Genomic DNA, 23,178 nt, shown 5'->3' with positions numbered 1-23,178 from the left:
GGATAATAGTCTAGCCAGACTGGCGACGGGGAACAGCGAAAAACTGAAACGTTTTGTGATCAGATCTCCGCTGCCAAACGGCTACCCTGGTCGATAGCACGTTTGGCATCCAGCTCGGCCGCAACGTCGGCGCCGCCGATCAGGTGAACCGGAAGCCCGGCGGATTCCAGACCCTGCTGCAGCTCACGCAGTGGCTCCTGGCCAGCGCAGAGGATAATGGTATCTACCGGCAACAGCTTGTCTTCGCCCTGCTCCGCCCCCTTTGGAGTAACGGTGATGTGCAGCCCTTCATCATCAATCCTGCGGTAAGTCACCCCCGGCACCATCTGTACCTGACGATTCTTGAGGGAGGTGCGGTGTATCCAGCCGGTGGTCTTGCCCAGATTCTTGCCCACTTTCGAGACCTTGCGCTGAAGCAGATAGACTTCCCGCGCCGGCTCGGGCACCTCTGGGGTTACCCCCTTGATGCCGCCACGGTGCTCAACGCTGAGGTCCACACCCCACTCCCGCATGAAGTGCTCCGGGTCCAGCGCCGCGGACGTACCTTTGTGAACGATGAATTCCGATACGTCGAAGCCAATGCCGCCGGCGCCAATCACCGCTACCTTCTGACCAACCGGCTTACGCTCCAGCAGCGCATCCAGATAGCCAATCACCTTGGGATGATCGACACCTTCGATCTCCGGCGTGCGGGGCTCGACACCCGTGGCCAGGACCACGTCATCAAAACCACCGGCCTTGAGTGCATCCACGTCGACCCGGGTGTTCAGGCGAACATCCACACCGTGCTTATCCAGCATGACACGGAAATAACGCAGGGTTTCGTAGAACTCTTCCTTGCCGGGGATACGCTTGGCCACATTGAACTGGCCACCAACTTCACTCCCCGCATCAAACAGGGTCACCTTGTGCCCGCGCTCCGCAGCCACCGTCGCAAACGCCAGGCCTGCCGGGCCGGCACCGACCACCGCGATGGATTTCGGAGACGCCGTCTTCACATAGCTGAGCTCGGTTTCATGACAGGCTCTCGGATTCACCAGGCAGGAGGTCAGTTTGCCGCCGAAGGTGTGATCCAGACAGGCCTGGTTGCAGCCAATACAGGTATTGATTTCATCCGCGCGGTCCTCCGCTGCCTTTTGCACCAGATCCGCATCGGCAAGGAATGGACGAGCCATTGAAACCATATCCGCATCGCCTTCCGCAAGAATCTTCTCCGCGACATCTGGCATGTTGATACGGTTAGTGGTCACCAGCGGAATCGACACTTCTTCTTTCATGCGTGCAGTGACTTTGGAGAACGCGCCACGGGGCACCGAAGTGGCAATGGTCGGTACACGGGCTTCATGCCAGCCGATACCGGTATTGATAATGGTCGCACCGGCTTTCTCGATTTCCTTCGCCAGATGAACCACCTCGTCCCAGGTGCTGCCATCCTCAATCAGGTCAAGCATCGACAGCCGATAGATCAGGATAAATTCGTTACCTACCCGCTCGCGAACGCGGCGCACGATTTCAATCGGCAGGCGGATGCGGTTTTCGTAACTGCCACCCCAGCGATCCGTACGATGGTTGGTGTGGGAAACGATGAACTGGTTAATGAAATATCCCTCGGAACCCATGACCTCTACGCCGTCGTAACCGGCACGCTGTGCCAGTGCAGCGCAATCCACGTAATCCTGGATCTGCTTCTCGATACCGGCCTCATCAAGCTCATTCGGCTTGAACGGGTTGATCGGCGCCTGAATCGCAGAGGGTGCCACCAGCGTCGGGGCATAGGCGTAGCGCCCCGCGTGCAGAATCTGCATACAGATTTTGCCGTCCGCCTCGTGGACTGCCCGGGTAATTACCTGGTGCCGGTCCGCTTCTTCCTCGGTGCTCATCTTGGCCGCGTGCTGGAACACGCCACCTTCCTCATTGGGCGCGATACCACCGGTAACGATCAGACCAGCCCCGCCCCGGGCACGCTCGGCGTAAAAGGCAGCCAGGCGGTCAAAACCGTGCTTCGCTTCTTCCAGGCCCGTGTGCATGGACCCCATCAGGGTGCGGTTACGCAAACGGGTAAAGCCCAGATCCAGTGGCTCCAGAAGGTTCGGGTATTTCTTCACGCCGGGGGTCGATGCTGCGGTCATAATCTCTCTCCTCAGTATTTATCCGGGCTGATCGAAAACCAATGCCAGCCCTTTTGATGAGGCTAAATTACCGATGCACCTTGCAATGAACAATATCCCCGAATTACATTTTGATATCTTCAAATAACACATCCGGAAGAGCCATCATGGAAGCGACATCAGCCCGACGCCGTAACTCACTGGGAGACATCAGTGTTCTTTACGTTTCAGTCCTGATGAGAGCCGTTGCCGCAGAGGGAAAAAGCCCCGCCCCCCTGCTTGAGCGATTCCGCCTCAACGACGAGGCCCTGGCATCTCCGGATGCCCGTATCAGCATTCCCCGCTTCATGCGCCTGGGGCAGGCCGCCATTGAACTGACCGGTCAGCCCGCGATTGGCCTGACCATGGGCACACTGAGCCGCCCGGTGGATGCCGGTATCGCCGGGCTGGCCGGCCAGTGCGACGCCACCATCGGGGAGGCGCTGACCACCCTGATCCGCTACAGCCTGCTGACCAGCCACAATAGCCGGGGCGCCTCACATACCAGCCACAGCGGGCAACAGGCACATTTTTACTCCATACGCCCCTACAACGTGTTCAACTTCTTTGTGGTCGACTCAGTGCTGGCTGCCTGGACCCAGTTTGTACGCACCATCAGCGGCCAGCAGACGGTTCTTGAACGGGTAACCATCGAGTACCCGTCCATTGGCCTGGATGCGCAGTTTGAAGACTGGTTTGGCTGTCCGGTTTACTTTGGTGCTGACAGCAACAGCATTACCCTTGCCCCGGACATACTCCACCTTCCCTCCAGGGACGCACAAAGCGCCGTTCATGCCGCCCTGGTGCGACAATGTGAAGACGCGTTGCGGAAAATACGCCACGGCTGGACGACGGGAGACAAGGTCAGGGACCTTCTGACACCCTTACTGCGAGGGGAAACGCCCTCACTGGAAACCATCGCAACCCGTCTTGGAACGGCCCCATGGACTCTGCAACGGCAACTGGCGGAGGAACAGACGGGGTTTCGGGAACTGGTGGATGAAACACGAAAGGAACTGGCGGCTGACTATATCCGGGAAACCAGGACATCTCTGGCGGAAATTGCCTGGCTGCTCGGCTTCGCCAATCCGGCGGCCTTTCACAAAGCCTACAAGCGCTGGTTTGACATCAGCCCGGGTGAGCACCGCAAGCAGTTCCATGAGGAACAGAGAGTCAAAGGCATACGCTGAAAAGCGTATTTCAGGAATGTCAGATAACGGATAAAAACGGAGATCAAATCAGGGAAGGAAAAATGGCGGAGCGGACGGGACTCGAACCCGCGACCCCCGGCGTGACAGGCCGGTATTCTAACCAGCTGAACTACCGCTCCGCGTTGGCTATCACCTTCCGAACTGAACATCACTTTCTCGTTTGAGATCAGCTTGTTCCGCTCATCACAGTCAGGGGCCTGACTGCTTGGTGACAACGAGGGCGCATTATAAAGAGGCCCCCGTTTATGTCAACGATTTTTTCCAAAAAACTTTAAAAAGATGGATGCCTTACATGGCATCAATCATCGCATCCTTGCCCTGCGCGGTTTTGCGGTACTCAATCGGCGTCATACCCGACCACCGCTTGAACGCACGGTAAAAGGTACTGGGTTCGGAAAAACCGGTCAGGTAGACGATCTCATCAATGGATTCGTCCGTGGTCGCCAGCAATTGACGCGCCAGCCGGTAACGGAAATCCGCCAGCACCTGATTAAAGCTGGTCTCGGCTTCGGTCAGCCGGGTACGAAGCGTACGGGGCTTGATACCCAGCCGCTCGGCCACCGCATCCAGAGTGACTTCCCCGCTATCGAGTAGCTCCGCCACGATGCGCTCGACCTGGCCGACGATGTCTTTCTTCTCAAGGCGAGCCACCTGCTCACTGGCAAATCGCTCATGGAGGTCCAGCAGTTCCGGCTCAGCATGGGGTGACGCATGGGACAGCATCGCCGCCGGAAAATACAGTCGATTTTCCTCGGCTCCGAAGACCACATCACATCCCAGCACTTCCGCCACATGATCCTGCCCACGATCACGCTGATGCTCAAACTCAATGCGGGATGGCTGGAATTCCCCTTCGGTAATCGACTGGAAAAAGATGATCATTCCCTGCACGAAACATTCGTTGAAATGCTTGAGGCGACTAATCTCCTCGGACGCGGCGTCCAGCACCATGCAGGCGTTGTCACCTTCAATGAAGAAGTCGGTGTTGGCGGCGTCACTCAGAAGACGCTGATAGTTCTGAGCCCGGCGCAGGCCTTCACCAAAGTTGGGACTGCTCAGAAAGAGATACTCAAGCACCTGTCCCTTGTAGGCGGGAAGTAACTGTCCCAGATGCAAACCGATATCAGGGTCACCGGAAACATCCTCTACTGCCTGCCAGAAGTAAACCTGAGCGCTATGGGGTGTTCTTAGCTGGTCGGTGTATACGTACTTTTCGTCCACACCCAACCGGCTGAATATTGCATCTGTGTCGATACCCTTCCGTTTCATCGCCTCATAGATCAGGCGCAACATCACTCCTGCGTCACGAAGTTCCTGCATAACATCCCGCTTTATAGTTGTGTTTGAAAACCGCCTTGGCCCATGGGACAAACCCCACCGGGAACCAAGTCAATGCCGAATCCGGCCGGGTTTGCCAGACTTTATACCTTGGTCTTATATTAGAGCATATCAGGCCAGATGCGCACAGTTGTACCAGATTGTTTACACATCTCACCTTTTTGGTCACCAATTGGAATCTAACTGTTTCAAAGTGTTGGAGATTTAACGATATGTCCGATGTGTCTGTCTACCAGAGCCGTCCACCTTCACTCTGGACACTGTATGGCAAGGCCATACTGCCCAAAGGCCAGAAAGCCAGCGGTGACCTGGAAATTCCCGGCCTCAGGTCGAGCCTGGTGGGCGTCAGTACGGCCAACGATAACCTGAAACGCTACCAGAAGGTATGTGGCTTTGCGACACAAACCCACGCCCCCATCACCTGGCCCCACATACTGGCGTTTCCGCTTCACCTGAAGTTACTGACCGAGAAAGCCTTTCCCCTGCCCTTGCTGGGCCTGGTCCACCTGCGCAACACCATCACGCAGCACAGACCCATCAGAATTGGCGAAACTCTGGACATCGACGTCCGACTGGACGGACAGAACCAGGGAGCGAAGGGACTTGAGTTTGACCTGGTCACGGAAGTGAGCTCAGCCGGAAAGCTGGTATGGGAAGAAGTCAGCACCAACCTGTTCCGGCAGCCGCAACAGGGTGAGAAAACAAACCCCGGAAAACCACCGGAGCTGCAGCGTTACCCCAACACCCTGAACATCAATGCGCCGGAATCCATTGGTCGCCAGTACGCCAAGGTATCCGGGGACCGCAACCCCATCCACCTGCATGCACTGACGGCCAGGGCGTTCGGGTTCCCCCGGGCTATCGCCCATGGCATGTGGAGCAAGGCACAGGTTCTGGCACTGCTGGAGCAGCAGGCGGGCTGGAAACATGAAGCCGTATCGGTGGCCTGTCAGTTCAAGAAACCGCTGTTTCTGCCGGGCACGGCCCAGCTTAACTGGCAAACCGGTGACAGTAACTGGGACTACCAGCTACTGAACGCAAAGGGCGATGCACCCCACCTGACCGGGAACATCACCTGGGGCTAAGCGCCCCGCTCGGTGAGTTCATTAACCTCACAGGGATTCCCCTCGGCGCCCGCAACGGGCAACGTGAAGAAAAAGCGGGCGCCACCATCTTCCGGCCTTTCAAACCCGATATCGCCACCCTGGGCCTGAATCAGCGAGCGGCACATGGAAAGGCCAATGCCCATGCCATCGTCTTTTGTTGAGTAGAAAGGCAGGAAAAGCTTCTCCTCGGCATCCTCCGGCAGGCCCGTGCCGTAGTCCCTCACCTCTATCCGCACACAGCTACTGCCTGTCATGGCCGCCGAGACCTCCACCGGAGCCGAGGAACCGGCACTACCTGTGGCCTCCAGGGCGTTGCGAATCAGGTTCAGGGCCACCTGCTGCACCTGGATCGGGTCCGCCAGAACGTCTGGCACGTCATCCGCCACCGTGACTTCAATTCCACCCTCGTTGTTGCGCATGTCCACCTCAGCGAACTGCCGGGTATCCTCCAGCAACGCCGGTACGGACAGGGTTTCCTTACCGGTCGCCGGCTTCTTCATGAAACGGCGGATACGGCGGATAATTTCGCTGGCACGATGGGATTGAGCCTCAATCTTGTCGAGGGTTTCCTGAAGCAGGTCCCGGTCCAGATCTTCTTTGGCCATCATGCGCTTGGCGACACGGGCATAATTGGTAATGGCGGTCAGCGGCTGGTTGACCTCATGGGCAAAGCCGGCGGCCATTTCGCCCATGGTGGACAGCCTCGACGCGTGCGCCAGCTGATCCCGCTGCTCCTGAACAATCGCCCTGGCGTCTTCCAGCGCCTGCTCGCTTTCCAGCTCGGCAGTGATATCCCGGAACACGACCACAGCACCACGAAGCTCTTCACCATCCAGCTTGGGCGTGGAACGGTACTCGGCGGGAAACGACGTCCCATCGGGCCGGCCCATGACAATATTTCTCTGGTTCTCGGCAATCCCCTGGCGACAGGTTGACTGCACCGGATGCTGCGAGGTACCCGCACCAACGTCGGCGCAATGAAGATCAAAGAAATTACGGCCAATCAACTCTTCCGCCGGGGTACGTACGATCAGCGCGGCGGCGGGGTTGGCAAAAACGATGGTGCCTTCGGCATCCAGGCCGTAAATGCCCTCACTGATGGAGTTCAGAATGCGGGCCTGGTCACTCTCCAGTTGCCGGTTACGCTCCTGGAGTTCACGTTCGAGGCGGATAACGCGGGCGTGGGTCTTTACCCGTGCGATGACTTCCTGAGCCTGGAACGGTTTGGATATATAGTCTGCACCACCCAGACCAAACCCCTTCACCTTGGCCTGGACATCATCCAGGGCCGACAGGAATACAACGGCGCAGTCAGAGGTGACCGGATCGGCTTTCAATCGCTCACACACCTGATAGCCGTCTAGCTCCGGCATCATGATATCCAGCAGGATCACTTCTGGCTGGTGGCGGTGTGCCAGGTCCAGGGCCTTTTCGCCGTCATTGGCGATTAGCAGGCGATAGCCTTTGTCTTTCAGGGTCTCATAGAGGACTTTCAGGTTCTGCGGATTATCATCCACGAGCAGAACCGTCGCCTCTGCGGTCTCGCTGACAGCTTCAGTCATATAAACAGGCCGGTTGAAATGTTAACCGTATCATGCCGGCCTATTCAGCGGGCGTCGATAAGGTCCTTTACGGACAGAACCATACGAACCAGGTGCGCCAGGGAGTGAGTCCCCATCTTGTGCATCACCCGCGAGCGGTGGATTTCGACAGTGCGCTGACTGATTTCCAGTTCAATGGCGATCACCTTGTTGGCCTGACCCTCGATCATCCGGTCCATGATCTCATGTTCCCGGGGCGTCAGGCTTTTGATGCGCTTGATGATTTCCTGCTTCTCATCCAGAGATTTCCGCTGCTCAAGATCCTGCTCCAGAGCGGCTTCAATTTTCTCCAGCAACGCCTCTTCGCGGTATGGCTTCTGGATAAAGTCCACCGCGCCCTCTTTCATGGCATCCACCGCCATGGGCACATCACCGTGACCGGTCACAAAAATAATCGGCAGAATGGAGTGTTTTTCATTGAGCTTTTTCTGAAGCTCCATGCCATCCATCCCCGGCATGCGGATATCCAGCACGATACAACCGGCCATTTTCTCGGAGTAATCCCGCAGAAAAGCCGTGGCGTTCTCGTAGGTCTTTACCGGCTTGCCGTCGGACTTGAGCAGCAGCTCCAGTGAGTCACGGACGGCTTCGTCATCTTCTACCACGTAAACGGTTTGCTGGATATCAGTCATGTGATCTTACTCTCCTGTCCTTTATTATCTTGTCCGGTCAGTGGATTGACGGATCTTTGTGATCATCCCGGGCGTGCTCCTGGCGCTCATGCTCGCGCATTTTTTCGAGGCGTTGCTGGATAATGCCAAAAACACTCTGCTTCGGGTACCGGCCCTTGGCATCGGCCTTGCCCGCGGGTTTACCCAGCAGCAATGTGATCGCCTCCTCCGCACGACTGACGGAATAAACCGCGAACTGATCCTTACGTACAGCCTGGACCACTTCGCTGTCCAACATCAGGTTCTGCACATTAGTAGCCGGAAGGACCACCCCCTGGGCACCCGTAAGGCCGCCCTTGAGCTGGCAGGTGTGGAAAAAACCTTCAACCTTCTCGTTGACGCCACCAATCGGCTGTACCTCGCCAAACTGGTTCACCGAGCCGGTAATCGCCAGATCCTGGCGAACCGGCAGTCCGGACAAAGCGGACACCAGGGCACACAACTCTGCCAGAGAAGCGCTGTCACCATCCACTTCCCCATAGTTCTGTTCGAACGTCAGGCTGGCAGACAGATGCATGGGATCATTGATGGCAAAATGGGCTGCCAGCCAGGAGCTGAGGATCATCACCCCTTTCGAGTGGATATTCCCCCCCAGTTTGACATCCCGTTCAATGTCCATCACCGCGCCATCACCATAATAGCAGGTGGCAGTGATCCGGTTTGATAAGCCAAATTCGAAACCACCCGTGGACAGCACCGACAGGGCATTGACCTGCCCGACGCAAGTCCCTGTCGTGGACACCAGTGTCGAACCGTCCCGGATGGAATCATAGAACTGATCGCGGATACGGCTGCTGCGATACTTCGCGCTCTCCAGCGCACGCTCCACATGAACATCCTGAATCAGCCGGGCTCCAGCCTGACGGGCCCAGAAATCCGATTCCCGCAGCAGGTTGGCAATGTCCGCCGCGTGGAGTGAAAGCCGATCCTGATGATCGGCCATACGGGCACTGTATTCGATGATCCGCGCCACCGCCTTGTTGTTGCAGTGCAGCAGCTTCTTCTCGTTGACCAGGCTGGCAATGAACTTGGCGTACAGCAGCTGGCTGTCATCGGTGCGGTACATTTCGTTCTCGAAATCCGCTGTAACCCGGAACAGCTCGGCAAACTCGGGATCGTAATCCTGCAGCAGCATCCAGGTTTCGCGGTCACCGAACAGTACAATCTTGACGTCCAGGGGAACGGCTTCCGGTTCGATGGAAATGGTTCCGGACAGGGTCATTTCCCGCTCCAGGGAATTGATCTGAATCGATTTGGAACGCAATGCCCGCTTCAGCCCGTCCCAGACAAATGGCTGCTCCAGCACCTTGATGGCATCCATCAACAGGTAGCCGCCATTGGCCCGGTGCAGGCTCCCCGGCCGAATCAGGGAGAAGTCGGTAAACACCGTGCCCTTGTAGGTTACGTTCTCCACATAACCGAACAGGTTGTGGTAGGTCGGATTGTCTTCCACCACCACCGGAACCTCATCGTTTTTCTGGTGAACCAACACGTTGACCAGATAGCGGCGGGGCATTTTCTTGTCCAGAGAGGCGTAGGCAATGGCGGCCTGCTCCTCATTGTCTTCAAGAAAGATATCCAGGCTTTCAGCCAGATCAGCGCGCACCGCCTCGAAATAAGCCACTACTTCTGGCAAATCCTTGTACTTGGCAATCAGCTCATCAAGCTGGTGCCCGGAAATACCCTCCAGAGTCTCCTGATTGAGAGCCATCTGTTTCTCGGCATACTCCTGTTCCCAGTCCGCCAGTTTACGCAGCGCCTGGCGCAGCTTTTTCTCAAGCTTGTTGATAGAGTCCTCGAACTTGTCGCGCTGCTCATCGGTCAGTTCCTTGAACGATTCAGCGGTATGGGGTTCGTCTCCATTCATTGCCACCAAGCGGTAACCGCCCGGTGTCGAGACCGTCAGGCTGACCTTCTTGCGCCTGGCCTGGCTGGCCACTTTTTCCAGTTCGTCTTCCTGCTTTTTTCCATACTCGTTCTTGAGCTGTTCCGCGCGCTCCAGGAAACTGTCGCTGTCAAACGTCTGGGGGATCATTTTCATCAGCCTCCCCATCAGCCGCTCCATATCCTGTTTCAGGGTATTGCCCTTGCCTGCGGGCAAACGGAGCAGCTTTGGTATGCGGGGCTCCTCGAAATTGGCCACGTAACACCAGTCATGGCTACTCTGCTCGGTGTCCACATGATGCTCCAGATACCGGAGCATCATGGTGCGCTTACCCAAGCCGTTACGGCCGACGGCATAGACGTTGTAACCGCTATGGGGCATGGCCAGTGCAAAACGGACGGCTTCCTGGGCCCGGTTCTGGCCAACGATTTCAGCCAACGGCTCCAGTTGCCGGGTGGTCTTGAATGGCAGATCTTTTAGGACACAGGCTTTGTATAGCTGATGCAGGGACAGTGACTTCAAGGTTCGGTCCTGTAACGGTCTGAATGCTTTGGCGATCCCCCCTTCGGGTGTGAAACGCCAAACGGGTTAGTTCCATGGCCGGTCATTGTAGAATCTGCCGCCCGCTATGTCGCGTTCCCACCAAAGATTTCTGCAATCGTTACGCCGGACATGCGTTACAGCAGACCAGCATCAAGACTGGCTGCCACGTACATTCCCAGTTCCCGGCACTGCTCCTCAAACTCGTGCTTATAGTCGCCACGGCAGATCAGCGGTTCCTGGATCAGCTTCCAGCGCAGGCCAGTGGTGATGCTTTCGATGGCGCGGTTGGTGCCGGTGCCGTCGTGACCGGCGCGGATGTAGTAGGTAAAAGGCAGGCCCTGGGTCAGTTCCAGGCAGGGGTAATAGCTGCGGTCAAAGAAGTCCTTGAGGGCGCCACTCATGTAACCGAGGTTTTCAGTGGTACCGAGGATGATGGCATCGCAGGCGAGGATATCATCGGGGCCAGCCTCCAGCGGTGCTTTGACCACCACCTCGACGGCCTCGATGTCTTCATGGCGGGCACCGTCTTTAACGGCGTCGCGCAATCGCAGGGTATTCGGGGAAGGCGCGTGAGCGACGATTAATAGTCGTTTCATGGCATCCTCCCCCAAAAGGCTGGAACCTTAAAGCAGCTCACCATTGGCTTCCGCCGGCTCTTCTGCAGCCGCCGCTTCTTTCTTGGAAACCGGCTTCGGCATCAGCTTGTCACGCACCTTGGCTTCGATTTCGTGGGCGATTTCCAGGTTTTCTTCAAGGTACTTGCAGGCATTGGCCTTGCCCTGGCCGATCTTGTCACCGTTGTAGGCATACCAGGCCCCGGACTTGTCCACGAAACCTTCTTTCACGCCCATATCAAGCACTTCGGCCATGTGGTAGATGCCCTTGCCGTACATGATCTGGAACTCGGCCTGCTTGAACGGCGGGGATACCTTGTTCTTGACCACTTTGACGCGGGTTTCGTTGCCCACCACTTCGTCGCCGTCTTTAACGGCACCGATGCGACGGATGTCGAGACGCACAGATGAGTAGAACTTCAGGGCGTTACCACCGGTAGTGGTTTCCGGAGAGCCGAACATAACGCCGATCTTCATGCGGATCTGGTTGATGAACACCAACAGACAGCTGGCGTGTTTGACGTTACCGGTCAGCTTACGCAGGGCCTGGGACATCAGGCGGGCCTGCAGGCCAACGTGGCTGTCACCCATTTCGCCTTCGATTTCGGCTTTTGGCGTGAGGGCCGCAACGGAGTCGACGATGATGACGTCAACCGCATTGGAGCGAACCAGCATGTCGGCGATTTCCAGGGCCTGTTCGCCGGTGTCCGGCTGGGAAACCAGCAATTCGTCAACGTTGACGCCCAGCTTTTCGGCATACACAGGATCCAGGGCGTGCTCGGCGTCGACGAAGGCGCAGGTTTTGCCCTGCTTCTGGGCTTCGGCAATCACCTGGAGGGTCAGCGTGGTTTTACCGGAGCTTTCCGGGCCGTAGATTTCGACAATCCGACCGTATGGCAGGCCACCAATACCGAGGGCAACATCCAACCCCAGGGAACCGGTGGAAACCGCAGGGATGGCTTCACGGGGCTGATCGCCCATTTTCATCACGGCGCCCTTGCCGAACTGGCGCTCGATCTGGCTCAGTGCTGCGCTTAATGCTTTCTTGCGGTTGTCTTCCATCGGTGCGAAACCCTCATTCCTGTATATTTGAACAGTATTAAAACATAACCCGTCGGCGAGACCAACCCCTGTTTTCAGGCAGCCCCGAGAAACGCTGTAACGCCCTGAAGTACATACAAAACAGCCTGTCTTCGGACCTCATCCCGATCACCCGGGAAGCATTCTACCCTGGCCACGGTGTCGTCCGGGCCGGTGCCCCAGGCAAACCAGACCGTGCCCACAGGCTTGTCATCACTGCCGCCACCAGGGCCGGCTACGCCACTGATCGCGACCGCCACGCCAGCACCGGTAGCAGCCAGGGCGCCCGCCACCATTTCCCGCACCACCGGTTCGCTCACGGCACCATGTTCTTCCAGGGACTTTTCGGTGACGCCAAGCAATTTTATTTTTGCCTCATTGCTGTAAGTCACCAACCCCGCTTCTACGTAAGCAGAAGATCCGGCGCGGTCAGTCAGCACCTTGGCAACCCAGCCGCCTGTGCAACTCTCAGCCGTGGCAATCGTGCGCTCCTGACGGATCAATTCATCCCCGAGACGATTCCCGGCATCCGCGAGTTGTTCATCGGTCACAGACATAATCCTCTCCCTCGTTTCATCCGGAGCATTAGGAGCTATTCAGAGGCTCCCTATTTTCTTACAATCCCCGACTCTGTAAAAAGCCAATGATCCGGACGTCTTCATGTCAGTAGCCCAGACCGACCTATCCCAGCACACGCCGATGATGAGGCAGTATCTCAAAATCAAGGGCGAACACCCGAATGAAATGGTGTTCTACCGTATGGGAGACTTTTACGAGCTGTTCTACGATGACGCCAAAAAAGCGGCGGAGCTGATGGACATTACGCTCACCGCCCGCGGTCAGTCCGGTGGCAGTCCGATTCCCATGGCCGGGATTCCATACCATTCCGCTGAAGGTTACATTGCACGGCTGGTGCGGGCAGGTCAATCCATCGCCATCTGCGAACAGATTGGTGATCCGGCCACCAGCAAAGGTCCGGTGGAGCGGCAGGTCGTTCGCATTGTCACGCCCGGCACCCTGAGTGACGATGCGTTTCTGGAGGACCGTCGCGACAACCTGCTGGTGGCGATCCACAGCCACCGCGAACAATTCGGCTTTGCTTCTCTGGACATTTCCAGTGGTCGCTTTGCCGTGTCCGAACTGGAAAGCCTCGAGGCCCTTCAGGGCGAACTCCAGCGCCTGCGCCCGGCAGAGATCCTGATCAGCGAGGACTTCCCTTACGAGGAACTGCTGGAAGGCTTCACCGGCATTCGCAGACAAGGCCCCTGGCTGTTTGAGTCCGACACCGCCCGCCGGGTGATTACCCAGCAACTCCAGGTGCGGGACCTGACCGGCTTCGGCTGCGAGGACCTGACCCTGGCGATCTGTGCCGCCGGCTGCCTGCTGCAATACGCCCGGGAAACCCAGCGTACGTCCCTGCCCCACATTCGTAAGCTGACCCGCGAGCGCCGCGAGGAAGCCGTTATCTTGGACGCCACCAGTCGCCGCAATCTGGAAATCGACACCAATCTGATGGGCGGCCATCAACACACCCTGGCCTGGGTGATGGACAAAACCGCTACTTCCATGGGTGGCCGCGAGCTACGTCGCTGGCTCAATCGGCCCCTGCGGGACGTTGACGTGGTACAACAGCGCCAGCAGGCGGTCTCCGCCCTTCTGGACGGCTTCCACTATGAGCCGGTTCACGATCTTCTGAAAACCGTGGGGGATATTGAGCGGGTACTTGCCCGGGTCGCGCTGCGATCAGCACGGCCCCGGGACCTGGCCCGGCTGAGGGATGCGTTTCAGGCCCTGCCGGACCTGCAGGAAGCATTGAAACCGGTCAGTTCCCACCACATCGTCAAACTGGCGTCCATCATCGGGGAATATCCGGAACTGTCTGACCTGCTGGAGCGGTCGATCATCGACAACCCGCCCGTGGTGATCCGCGACGGCGGCGTCATCCGCGAGGGCTTTGACGAAGAGCTGGACGAACTGCGCAACATCAGCGAAAACGCCGGCCAGTACCTGCTGGACGTGGAAACCCGGGAGAAAGAACGTACCGGCATCACCACCCTGAAGGTGGGCTACAACCGGGTTCACGGCTACTACATTGAAATCAGCCGCGCCCAGTCCGACCAGGCGCCGGTGGACTACATCCGTCGCCAGACCCTGAAGAATGCCGAGCGTTTTATCACGCCGGAACTGAAAGAATTCGAGGACAAAGCCCTGAGCGCCAAGAGCCGCGCCCTGGCCCGGGAGAAATCCCTCTACGACGAGGTGCTGGAAACCGTTGCCGCGGAACTGGCGCCGCTGCAGGATGCAGCCCAGGCCCTTGCCGAACTCGACGTACTGAGTAACTTTGCCGAGCGCGCCACCAGTCTGCGCTTCTGTGCGCCCGAGTTCAGTGAGATGCCGGGCTTTGATATCGAGGAAGGCCGTCATCCGGTTGTAGAGCAGTTGCTGAGCGAGCCTTACGTACCCAATGACCTGCTGATGGACACCCAGCGTCGCATGCTGGTGATCACCGGCCCCAACATGGGCGGTAAGTCCACCTACATGCGCCAGGCGGCACTGATTGCCCTGCTGGCCTATACCGGCAGTTTTGTACCGGCCAACCGCGCGATTATTGGGCCAGTGGACCGCATCTTTACCCGCATGGGTTCCTCCGATGACATCGCCGGCGGCCGCTCCACCTTCATGGTGGAAATGACGGAAACCGCCAACATTCTCCACAACGCCACCGAGTACAGCCTGGTACTGATGGACGAGGTGGGGCGTGGTACCAGTACCTTCGACGGCCTGTCCCTGGCCTGGGCCACCGCCGAGCACCTGGCCAAGGAAACCCGTTGCTACACCCTGTTCGCCACCCATTACTTCGAGCTGACGCAACTGGCCGAAGAGCTGCGGCACGCGGTCAACGTGCACCTGACTGCCACCGAACACGATGACAGCATTGTGTTCCTGCACAACGTCCACGACGGCCCGGCCAGTCAGAGCTACGGCCTGCAGGTGGCCAAGCTCGCCGGGGTTCCCCAGGACGTTATCCGCAATGCCAGGGCCCAGTTGACCCATCTGGAAGGCAACAGCACACCGGTGAATCCGATTGCGCCAGCACAGGCAGGCGGGCAAGAAGAAACCAGGGCCACGCCAGCTGTCAGTGAACCAAGGGTGAATGAGCCGGTATGGCAGGGGGACATGTTCGCCAGCATGGAGCCAAGCGCGGTAGAGGAAGCCCTGAAAACACTCGACGTGGATGACCTGACACCGCGGGAAGCGCTGAACCGGCTGTACGAACTAAAACAATTAATGGCGAAGTAGACGGCAAATCCGGCCGGATTGATCTAAGTAATAAGTTTATAGCGGCCTGACGCTTGCGGGAGCGGGGGTCGCTCCCTACAATATCGCGCACTTCATATTATAAACTGATGAGACTGACCACTGGACCAGGAATCAAACTATGGCCTTTATCGTTACTGATAACTGTATCAAGTGTAAATACACCGACTGCGTAGAGGTGTGTCCGGTTGACTGCTTCTACGAAGGCCCGAACTTTCTGGTGATCGACCCGGACGAGTGTATTGACTGCGCCCTGTGCGAGCCGGAATGCCCTGCCGAAGCGATTTTCTCCGAAGACGAACTGCCCGCCGATCAGGTCGAGTTTGTTGAGATCAACGCTGATCTGGCTGGCAAATGGCCGAACATCACCGAGAAGAAAGACCCGCTCCCGGACGCCGAAGAATGGGATGGTAAGCCCAACAAGCTCCAGTACCTGGAGAAGTAATCCCAGCGCGTCCCGTGACGTGAATCAGAAAAGGGAAGCCTCGGCTTCCCTTTTTCTTTGCCCGGTCGGGAACCTGCATCAGTTCGTCGCCAGCTTTGCCCCCATGGCCACAAAGAACCCGCCCGTCAACGCATTCAGCGCACGCTTGAGCCGGACACTGGCGCCCAGCCCCCGGAACCGGACAACCACCCACGCCAGCCCACATTGCCAGAACATCGCCAACAGGAAATGCACCCCTGCCAGAATCAGTGACTGCTGGAAAGCATTGCCGGACGGATCCACGAACTGCGGCAACAATGCCATATAGAACAACGCGGTTTTGGGGTTGAGAACGTTGGAAAGCAGACCTTCCCGAAAAGATAGCCAGCGGGAAACAGGGCGCCGGGCCACCGGGGATTCGACAGCGCGGGGCTCATCGCCGCGCTTGATGGCCCGGCGCAGAGAACCGATACCCAGCCACACCAGATAGCAGGCGCCTGCCCACTTGAGCGCGGAGAAGGCCCAGGCCGTCTCCACCAACAAAATGGAAATACCCAGTGCGGACAATGAGGCGTGAATGAAGAGACCGCTACAGATACCCACGCTGGTCACGCAGCCATCCTTCAGCCCACCCCGGCCGGTGTTGCGCATCACCAGCAGGGTATCGACTCCCGGGGTGACGGTCAGCAGCGTGATGGCCACAAGGTAGGCCCAGAACAGTTCCGAAAACAACAGCGCCTCCACTTATACAAGCCGGAGGCGCTCGCTGTCAGGCCTCCTGCTGGAGAATCTTTTTCGCCGCGGCGGATTTGTAGAACGATGACAAGCGGCGGCGGACCAGGGCCTCAACATAACCCTCTTCCCGCAAAACGTCCACAATGGGCAGGATGAAACCATCGATCTCCGACATGATGACCTCTCTGGTAACGCCAACGTCATTCAGCAGGTCGGAAATGGGCCGGTCACCGTATTTGGCAAACAGATGAGACACTACCGCCCTGACGCAGCCTTCAAAGTACGGCGTCTTACGGAACTGCAGCCAGAACTCGTACCCCATGACCACGAATTCCTGCAACTGAATGTCACCCAGACCTTCGTGCAGGTCTTCAATGGTGCGATCTTCCACCGCCACCCAGGCCGCCATCACGCTGTCTCGCAGCTCATTGTCGGACAGGGCGCGATGCAGGAACTGTTCACTGCGGTTGATCAGCCCGGGCAGGCTGTCGGACAGCCACGCCTTGATCCGCCGTTCGAAGGTCTCGTCCAGGCCTGGCACAGCCCTGTTGGCCATGCGCTTGCCAAACTTCATTACTGAGCCCACCGCCGGAACCGACTTGGTAATCAGGTTGTCTTCATAGAGATAATTGACCAGCCCGTGATACACCACATTGGAGACCAGCTCCTGGTAGACCGGGTGGGCCATGATTTCGCTGATGATCCGTTCCCGCTGCTGCCGTAACTCCAGCGCCTCCTCCAGAAAACCGGTGGCCTGCTCGCGGGTAAGGATCTCGCCCAGGGTTGTCTCGGCCTGTACCGGGGCATTCAGCACCTCCGTGGCCATTTCCGCAGCCATTTCAGGAAGCCCGTCCCCCAACTCCATATCCACAACGATGCGCTGGATCACCCCCATCACCTGCTCTTCCGAGGTTATGCGGCCAAGGGTAACCTCGTCTGCATAACGCAACAGCTCATCGACTTCATGCTCTACAAACTTGCGCAGTTTCGCGCCCTTCAGCGCCGCCATTTCATGCTTGACGTGCTGCTCAAGCAGCTCGTTGGCGAGATCCGTATTGCCTTTTGTCATGGTGTCAGCTGTCCTGTTTCTGGAATGGAATCCGATGGCCAGAGGCTAACACGAAGACCGACGGGAAAGGTTTGCCAAAAATACGGCCAGGCGGGTGCGGCCCGGCCAGTGGCCATCAACTGAAGGGAAGACCAGCCATTACTGGAAATCTTTGAAATCATGGGGCTCAGCCGCCAGCGACAGACAGAGACTGCCTGGCCCCACATAAATACTGCTGGTGATGCCCATCTGGGAGAGCAGTAACTCCACACCGTTACGTTCGCAGGCATCCCTGAGTTGGTTCAGGCCCGGCAGATCCTCGATTTCGGTCCAGGTCAGCCCACAGGAAAGACTGACATAGGGAGTGAGCAAACCCGCGTCAACCCTGGCCGCGGCGTAGTTCATCACTTTCTCGACCGCGATATCGAAACTTCGCGTTTTCGCTACCGGAGTACCAACAGCGCCCTGGCCGAAAATAACCGGAGTAATATTCAGTGCCTTACCCAGAAATGCCACCAGAGCAGAGACACTCTTGTCGCCACGACGACGGGCACGCTCGCGGATGTAGTGAAGATCCCTCGGAATCACACAGGTATAGATTTTATCCGTGAAGCGGTCCACTTCATTACGCAGAGCATTCTTCGATATTTTCTGCCCGATCAACCGAAGAGTATGAGCAGCGAGCAACCCCTGCCCTGCGAATATCTGCTTACTGTCGATCACCCGCATGGAGAACCGACCTTCCCGCCCAGCGGCTTTCCGTGGCTCCTGGTAGTGTGCCATGACACTGTTCATCGCTTCGGTGGCGTTCTGAAAAATGAGGCTTCGCGTTCTGGTAACCGTTTCACAGATCGCCAGATCATACTGTGTCACGATTTTTTCCATGAACAGGTCATGGATCTGCTCAGCGGTGAATGCCTGGGTTTCGGCGTGGTGCCCTCGCTGCAAAAGGCCACTTTGATAGAACTCCTGGGTACGAACAGGATCATGTTCATCAATATAGGTCTGGCCGTCGATCACCGCGGTGACGGGAAGTACAAACAGATCGTGCTTGCGACTGAACTCATAGGGCAAATCGCACGCAGAATCCACGATTAAACCAACTCGCATGGGTGCCTCCAGCTGTGGGAACTTCCTGGCATGGAATTCCCTTTTTATTGTCGTTGTTTTTGGCAGCAGCCAGTCTTGCACAAAGTGATCATTATTTCAGCAATCACCTGTTACGAACCCGACGCCACGTTTTCCAGCTCCCGCAGATTGTCCTCCAGAAGTGATCGGTTATCCTGCTGCCACGGGTGAAAGCCTTTACGGAAATAGGCCATGAAATCCGGCATGCACTTGCGCAACACCCCGGGCTTACCCCAAAGGAAATTCAGGCCGCCCATCCAGGTCCGCAGGCTCCAGAGTTTGCCGTCAGTTTTCAGTAGGCTGCAGGTATTGATAAAGGTGTACTTGAAGAAGTTCCAGGTCACGAAAAGGAAGACAATACGCCGTAGCCGCTCATTGCCGATGCAGTGACGGTAGACATCAAAGGCGACGGACTTGTGCTCGGTTTCTTCAATGGCGTGCCAGCGCCACAAGGCCCTCATGGTCGGCGTTGCGCCGTCCATCCACTCGGGATGACTGAGGATCGCGTTGGCCAGCACGGCGGTGTAATGCTCCGCGCCACAGGTGCCTGCAAGCTGGCGGCTCGGGGGAAGCCGGCCCACCCACGCCATGTGCTTTCGAAACCTCCGGTCCAGCCCTTCGATGTCATAACCACGGGCTTTCAGGGCTTCGTTATAGCTCTTGTGTTCACGACTGTGCAGCGCTTCCTGACCGATAAAGCCGCGAATCTCCTCTGCCAGCTTGGGGTCATCAACCCTGTCCCGGTACAGACGTACGGCATTGATGAACTGCTGCTCACCGTCGGGGAACTGCAGGGATAAGGCGTTGAAAAACGCGGTACGGAAGGCATCGTTCCCGTGCCACAGGGTTTTAAGGTCGTCGGCGACGTCGAACCGCAGGTGCCGGGGAGCAACGTTCACGCCGTCGGGCGTGGAGCTGATGGTCATGACTGCCTCCGGTTTTTATGGTTATGGAGTGGCGGACGAAAAATAACCAGCCAAATCAGTTTAAACCTGAAAAGCAGAGGGAAGGAAGTCGATGACAGGCAAAACCAGACAATTTGTCACAAAATGACATTCAGTCAAAAAAAAGGGGAGGTATGGCAGTGCCGATACCTCCCGAAGGACACACAGGGGTTGGGTCGCCTCCGGTGCAGAAGCCGGAGGCGACCGGTTTAGTGCTCTTCCGCGGCTTGCACACCCGGCGCTTCGGGGTCCGCGGTGAAGCCAAGCAACTTGGTACGTTCAATCAGGAAATACAGCACCGCGCCGGTGGCCAGCCCCCAGCCAGCTCCGTACACCGCCAGCACCACACCCATGGTGCCGGCGATACCACGCTCGGTGTTGTTCTCCAACTGCTCCAGCCCCACCATCAGGCAGATATAACCGGTCAGCAGCAGGGTCAGTGACAGTGCAATCGGCAGCACCGGCTGGAAGAAGCTCACCAACGGCAATACGAACAGCGCGATGAAACCGGTAATCCAGAAGGTGCCGCCGCCGCTGTAGATGGAGTCCATGGCGTTACGGCCATACTTGTAACGCTCCGCCATGGTGGCGGTAACCGCCGTCCAGATCGGGCCTGCCAGGCCAGGATACGGTGCGAAGAAGGCATGGCCACCGTTGCGAATGGCAGTCACCAGATGAACGCGATCGATGCTGTTGTCGATGTCCTCGTCCTTGCGCAGGTGATCCACCCGGTTCATCAGCGACTGGCCGACAACGATATCGCCAAAGGCAATGACGTAGGCAATCACCGCCGTGGGAATGGCGTACATGAACACTTCGGCATCCGGGAAGCCAACCGCAAACGGCAGGTAGTTCCAGAGTTCGTCAAACGCCGGTTTGGTAATGCCCCACTCCACGTTCGGAACTGCATACTCACCGGTGGCAAAGCCCACCAGAATCGCAACCACCATCCCCGGTACCATGCCGTAGTTGGCGATCTTACGGGCAAGGTTGCTGGTATCCACGAAGCCCTTGAACGACACGGAGAACATCAGGTACAGACACACCAGACCACCGACAATCAGCGAGATCGGCGTTTCCGCCAACCGTCCGCCAGCTTCGATTTCCCCCATCAGCGCCGCGATACCGGCACCGATGATGATGCCACCTTTCATCGAACGGGGAATCAGCTCCACCAGTTTGCTGCCCAGGCGGGTTACTCCCAGCACCAGGAAGATAATGAACACAAGGAACTGCAGTGCGAAAAGCGCCTGAATCGCCTCGGGACCGGGCTCGTAGTCACCCAGGAACAGCAACACCACCGGAATGCCCGGGGTAATCCAGCCTGGCACCAATGGTACGCCCAGCAGGGCCGGCAGCATAAATCCGATTCCACAGATGACCACATAGGCCAGCGCTACGTCATAAGGCACGCCCAGGTATTTCTCCAGCAGCGGAATCATTGCCAGACTGACCACGAACATGATCAGTGCCTGGACCATCTCCGCGAATTCCCAGCGGTAGTGGATAAACGGCAGGCGAACCTTAAACGGCCCTGCAGGCCAGTACGGCTGCTCTTCCCCGTTGTTTCGATGAAAAATTTGCATAATAAGGCCTCCGGGTGCATGCCAGTGCATGCACCTGATGTTGTTTTTGTGGGGGTTAGTTAGAGGCGGCGAGCGCCAGACCAGAAAGGCGCCGGGTTATTCCAGCTCTTTCGCCTGGTCACGCAGCACAAACTTCTGGATCTTGCCGGTGGATGTCTTGGGCAATTCCGAGAAAACCACCGTCTTGGGCACCTTGAAGCGGGCCAGGTGCTCGCGACAGAAACTGATGATGTCTTCCTCGCTGACATCGCCGGCTTCCGGCTTGAGGGTCACGAAAGCACAGGGCGTTTCGCCCCATTTCTCGTCCGGGCGGGCAACCACCGCAGCCTCAAGCACAGCAGGATGACGATAGAGGGTGTCCTCCACTTCGATGGTGGAGATGTTCTCGCCGCCGGAAATGATGATGTCTTTCAGGCGGTCCTTGATTTCCATGTAGCCGTCTTCATGCCACACCGCCAGATCCCCGGTGTGGAACCAGCCGCCCCGGAAGGCTTCTTCGGTGGCTTTCGGATTCTTCAGGTAACCCTTCATCACGGTATTGCCGCGCAGGAAGATTTCACCAATGGTTTTGCCATCCTTCGGCACCGGTTCCATGGTGTTGGGATCGCCCACCATGGTGCCCGCCAGAGTGTGATAACGAACGCCCTGACGAGCCTTCTTTCTGGCGCGATCATGCAAGGGCAAGGCATCCCACTCGGATTTCCAGGCACAAACCGTGACCGGGCCATACACCTCGGTGAGGCCGTATACATGGGTCACCGCAATGCCCATTTCCTCAATGGCGCCAATCACCTGCGCAGGGGGTGCGGCACCGGCGGTCATGGACTTCACTTCGTGATCTATACCGGTCTTGGCCGACTCCGGCACGTTCAGCAACGCATTCAGCACAATCGGCGCACCGCACATGTGGGTGACCTGATGATCACGGATCAGCTGCAGGATCTTTTCCGGGTCCACCCGGCGCAGGCACACATGGGTGCCTGCCATGGCGGTAATGGTCCAGGGGAAGCACCAGCCGTTGCAATGGAACATCGGCAGGGTCCAGAGATATACCGGGTGCATGTCCATGGACCACACAGCCTGGTTGCCCAGCGAATTCAGGTAGGCGCCACGGTGGTGATACACCACCCCTTTCGGGTTGCCGGTGGTACCGGAGGTGTAGTTCAGGGAGATTGCATCCCACTCGTTTTCCGGGAAACGCCACGCGTAGTTCGGATCCCCTTCCTGCAGGAAGGCTTCATAGTCCAGGTCACTGACCTGGGTGCCTTCGCCGTACTCCGGATCATCCACATCAACCACCAGCGGCTTGGTGTCCAGCCGGCTGACCGCATCGCGGATCACTTCGCCGAATTCCCGATCGGCGATCACCACTTTCGCCTCGCCATGCCCCAGCATGAATGCGATGGCTTCCGCATCCAAACGGACGTTGAGGGTATTAAGCACCGCACCGATCATTGGCACGCCGAAATGGCACTCCACCATGGCGGGAATGTTAGGCAGCATCACCGCTACGGTGTCACCACGACCAATACCGCGACCGGCCAGAGCCGAGGCAAGACGGCGGCTGCGGTCGTAAGTCTGCTGCCAGGTATAGCGCAGCGCCCCGTGAATCACGGCCGGGTAGTCCGGGTACACACTGGCGGTGCGCTCAATGAAATCAATGGGAGACTGAACAGCGTAGTTGGCATCAAGGGGCGCGAGACCCTGGTCAAAAATCGAGGTCATGGTTGTGGTCCTCTGTGAGCGGCATTGTTCTTATGGTGTATTCAGGGAGTACGCTATAACAGCTATACTCCAAC

The 23,178-nt window shown here is 57.7% G+C and carries 18 protein-coding genes and 1 tRNA gene; 4 read left to right on the top strand and 15 right to left on the bottom strand.

Going from position 1 to position 23,178, the window contains the following annotated elements:
- Positions 1-59 precede the first annotated feature (59 nt).
- The gene (locus ACQUWM_RS07530) at positions 60-2,129 is read right to left on the bottom strand and encodes an FAD-dependent oxidoreductase (protein ID WP_428921719.1); all 2,070 of its coding nucleotides are present in this window, start codon (positions 2,127-2,129) and stop codon (positions 60-62) included.
- A 146-nt stretch (positions 2,130-2,275) separates the two neighbouring features.
- Between ACQUWM_RS07530 and ACQUWM_RS07525 the strand changes: the two genes are divergently transcribed.
- Complete coding sequence (locus ACQUWM_RS07525; protein ID WP_428921718.1) at positions 2,276-3,337, top strand: AraC family transcriptional regulator; 1,062 nt, start codon at positions 2,276-2,278, stop codon at positions 3,335-3,337.
- 63 nt (positions 3,338-3,400) lie between these two features.
- On the opposite strand, the gene ACQUWM_RS07520 is transcribed toward ACQUWM_RS07525, so the two are convergent.
- Positions 3,401-3,477, bottom strand: a tRNA-Asp gene (locus tag ACQUWM_RS07520).
- Between the two features lie 169 nt (positions 3,478-3,646).
- A complete protein-coding gene (locus ACQUWM_RS07515) occupies positions 3,647-4,678 on the bottom strand; it encodes an AraC family transcriptional regulator (protein ID WP_407002264.1) in 1,032 nt (343 codons plus the stop codon).
- 230 nt (positions 4,679-4,908) lie between these two features.
- Between ACQUWM_RS07515 and ACQUWM_RS07510 the strand changes: the two genes are divergently transcribed.
- Positions 4,909-5,781, top strand: coding sequence for a MaoC/PaaZ C-terminal domain-containing protein (locus ACQUWM_RS07510; protein ID WP_428921717.1), 873 nt, complete (start codon positions 4,909-4,911; stop codon positions 5,779-5,781).
- Here ACQUWM_RS07510 and ACQUWM_RS07505 read toward each other — a convergent pair.
- The 6 genes from ACQUWM_RS07505 to pncC form a co-directional block, all read right to left on the bottom strand.
- The gene (locus tag ACQUWM_RS07505; RefSeq protein ID WP_428921716.1) at positions 5,778-7,364 is read right to left on the bottom strand and encodes an ATP-binding response regulator; all 1,587 of its coding nucleotides are present in this window, start codon (positions 7,362-7,364) and stop codon (positions 5,778-5,780) included. The genes ACQUWM_RS07510 and ACQUWM_RS07505 overlap by 4 nt on opposite strands.
- A gap of 44 nt (positions 7,365-7,408) precedes the next feature.
- The gene (gene fixJ, locus ACQUWM_RS07500; RefSeq protein WP_407002261.1) at positions 7,409-8,035 is read right to left on the bottom strand and encodes a response regulator FixJ; all 627 of its coding nucleotides are present in this window, start codon (positions 8,033-8,035) and stop codon (positions 7,409-7,411) included.
- 37 nt (positions 8,036-8,072) lie between these two features.
- Positions 8,073-10,481 carry a Lon protease family protein gene (locus ACQUWM_RS07495; protein ID WP_428921715.1) on the bottom strand — a complete coding sequence of 803 codons (2,409 nt, stop codon included), beginning with the start codon at positions 10,479-10,481 and terminating at the stop codon, positions 8,073-8,075.
- A gap of 155 nt (positions 10,482-10,636) precedes the next feature.
- A complete protein-coding gene (locus ACQUWM_RS07490) occupies positions 10,637-11,098 on the bottom strand; it encodes a flavodoxin family protein (protein WP_428921714.1) in 462 nt (153 codons plus the stop codon).
- 27 nt (positions 11,099-11,125) lie between these two features.
- Complete coding sequence (gene recA, locus ACQUWM_RS07485; RefSeq protein WP_428921713.1) at positions 11,126-12,178, bottom strand: recombinase RecA; 1,053 nt, start codon at positions 12,176-12,178, stop codon at positions 11,126-11,128.
- A 74-nt stretch (positions 12,179-12,252) separates the two neighbouring features.
- Entirely contained in the window at positions 12,253-12,753 is a 501-nt protein-coding gene (gene pncC, locus ACQUWM_RS07480; RefSeq protein ID WP_428921712.1) for a nicotinamide-nucleotide amidase, read from the bottom strand.
- Positions 12,754-12,856: 103 nt separating this feature from the next.
- On the opposite strand from pncC, the gene mutS reads away from it, so the two are divergent.
- Together mutS and fdxA are read left to right on the top strand one after the other, a co-directional pair.
- A complete protein-coding gene (gene mutS / locus ACQUWM_RS07475) occupies positions 12,857-15,496 on the top strand; it encodes a DNA mismatch repair protein MutS (protein WP_407002255.1) in 2,640 nt (879 codons plus the stop codon).
- A gap of 139 nt (positions 15,497-15,635) precedes the next feature.
- Complete coding sequence (gene fdxA, locus ACQUWM_RS07470) at positions 15,636-15,959, top strand: ferredoxin FdxA (protein ID WP_200364774.1); 324 nt, start codon at positions 15,636-15,638, stop codon at positions 15,957-15,959.
- A 78-nt stretch (positions 15,960-16,037) separates the two neighbouring features.
- On the opposite strand, the gene ACQUWM_RS07465 is transcribed toward fdxA, so the two are convergent.
- The 6 genes from ACQUWM_RS07465 to ACQUWM_RS07440 all read right to left on the bottom strand — a co-directional run bounded on the left by ACQUWM_RS07465 (position 16,038) and on the right by ACQUWM_RS07440 (position 23,104).
- Positions 16,038-16,670: a LysE family translocator gene (locus ACQUWM_RS07465; protein ID WP_428921711.1), complete on the bottom strand. Its 633-nt coding sequence runs from the start codon at positions 16,668-16,670 to the stop codon at positions 16,038-16,040.
- Between the two features lie 37 nt (positions 16,671-16,707).
- The gene (locus tag ACQUWM_RS07460; protein WP_428921710.1) at positions 16,708-17,742 is read right to left on the bottom strand and encodes a hypothetical protein; all 1,035 of its coding nucleotides are present in this window, start codon (positions 17,740-17,742) and stop codon (positions 16,708-16,710) included.
- A gap of 138 nt (positions 17,743-17,880) precedes the next feature.
- Positions 17,881-18,831, bottom strand: coding sequence for a DegV family protein (locus ACQUWM_RS07455; protein ID WP_428921709.1), 951 nt, complete (start codon positions 18,829-18,831; stop codon positions 17,881-17,883).
- 110 nt (positions 18,832-18,941) lie between these two features.
- Positions 18,942-19,775 carry a metal-dependent hydrolase gene (locus ACQUWM_RS07450; RefSeq protein WP_428921708.1) on the bottom strand — a complete coding sequence of 278 codons (834 nt, stop codon included), beginning with the start codon at positions 19,773-19,775 and terminating at the stop codon, positions 18,942-18,944.
- 227 nt (positions 19,776-20,002) lie between these two features.
- Entirely contained in the window at positions 20,003-21,379 is a 1,377-nt protein-coding gene (locus tag ACQUWM_RS07445) for a solute carrier family 23 protein (RefSeq protein WP_428921707.1), read from the bottom strand.
- A gap of 96 nt (positions 21,380-21,475) precedes the next feature.
- On the bottom strand, positions 21,476-23,104 hold the full coding sequence (locus ACQUWM_RS07440; protein WP_428921706.1) for an acyl-CoA synthetase: 1,629 nt from the start codon (positions 23,102-23,104) through the stop codon (positions 21,476-21,478).
- Positions 23,105-23,178 lie beyond the last annotated feature (74 nt).

Source organism: Marinobacter sp. DUT-3 (assembly GCF_050379435.1).
Classification (GTDB): domain Bacteria; phylum Pseudomonadota; class Gammaproteobacteria; order Pseudomonadales; family Oleiphilaceae; genus Marinobacter.
Note: the sequence above shows the minus strand (reverse complement) of the source record. Positions and strands in the feature narration are given on the sequence as shown.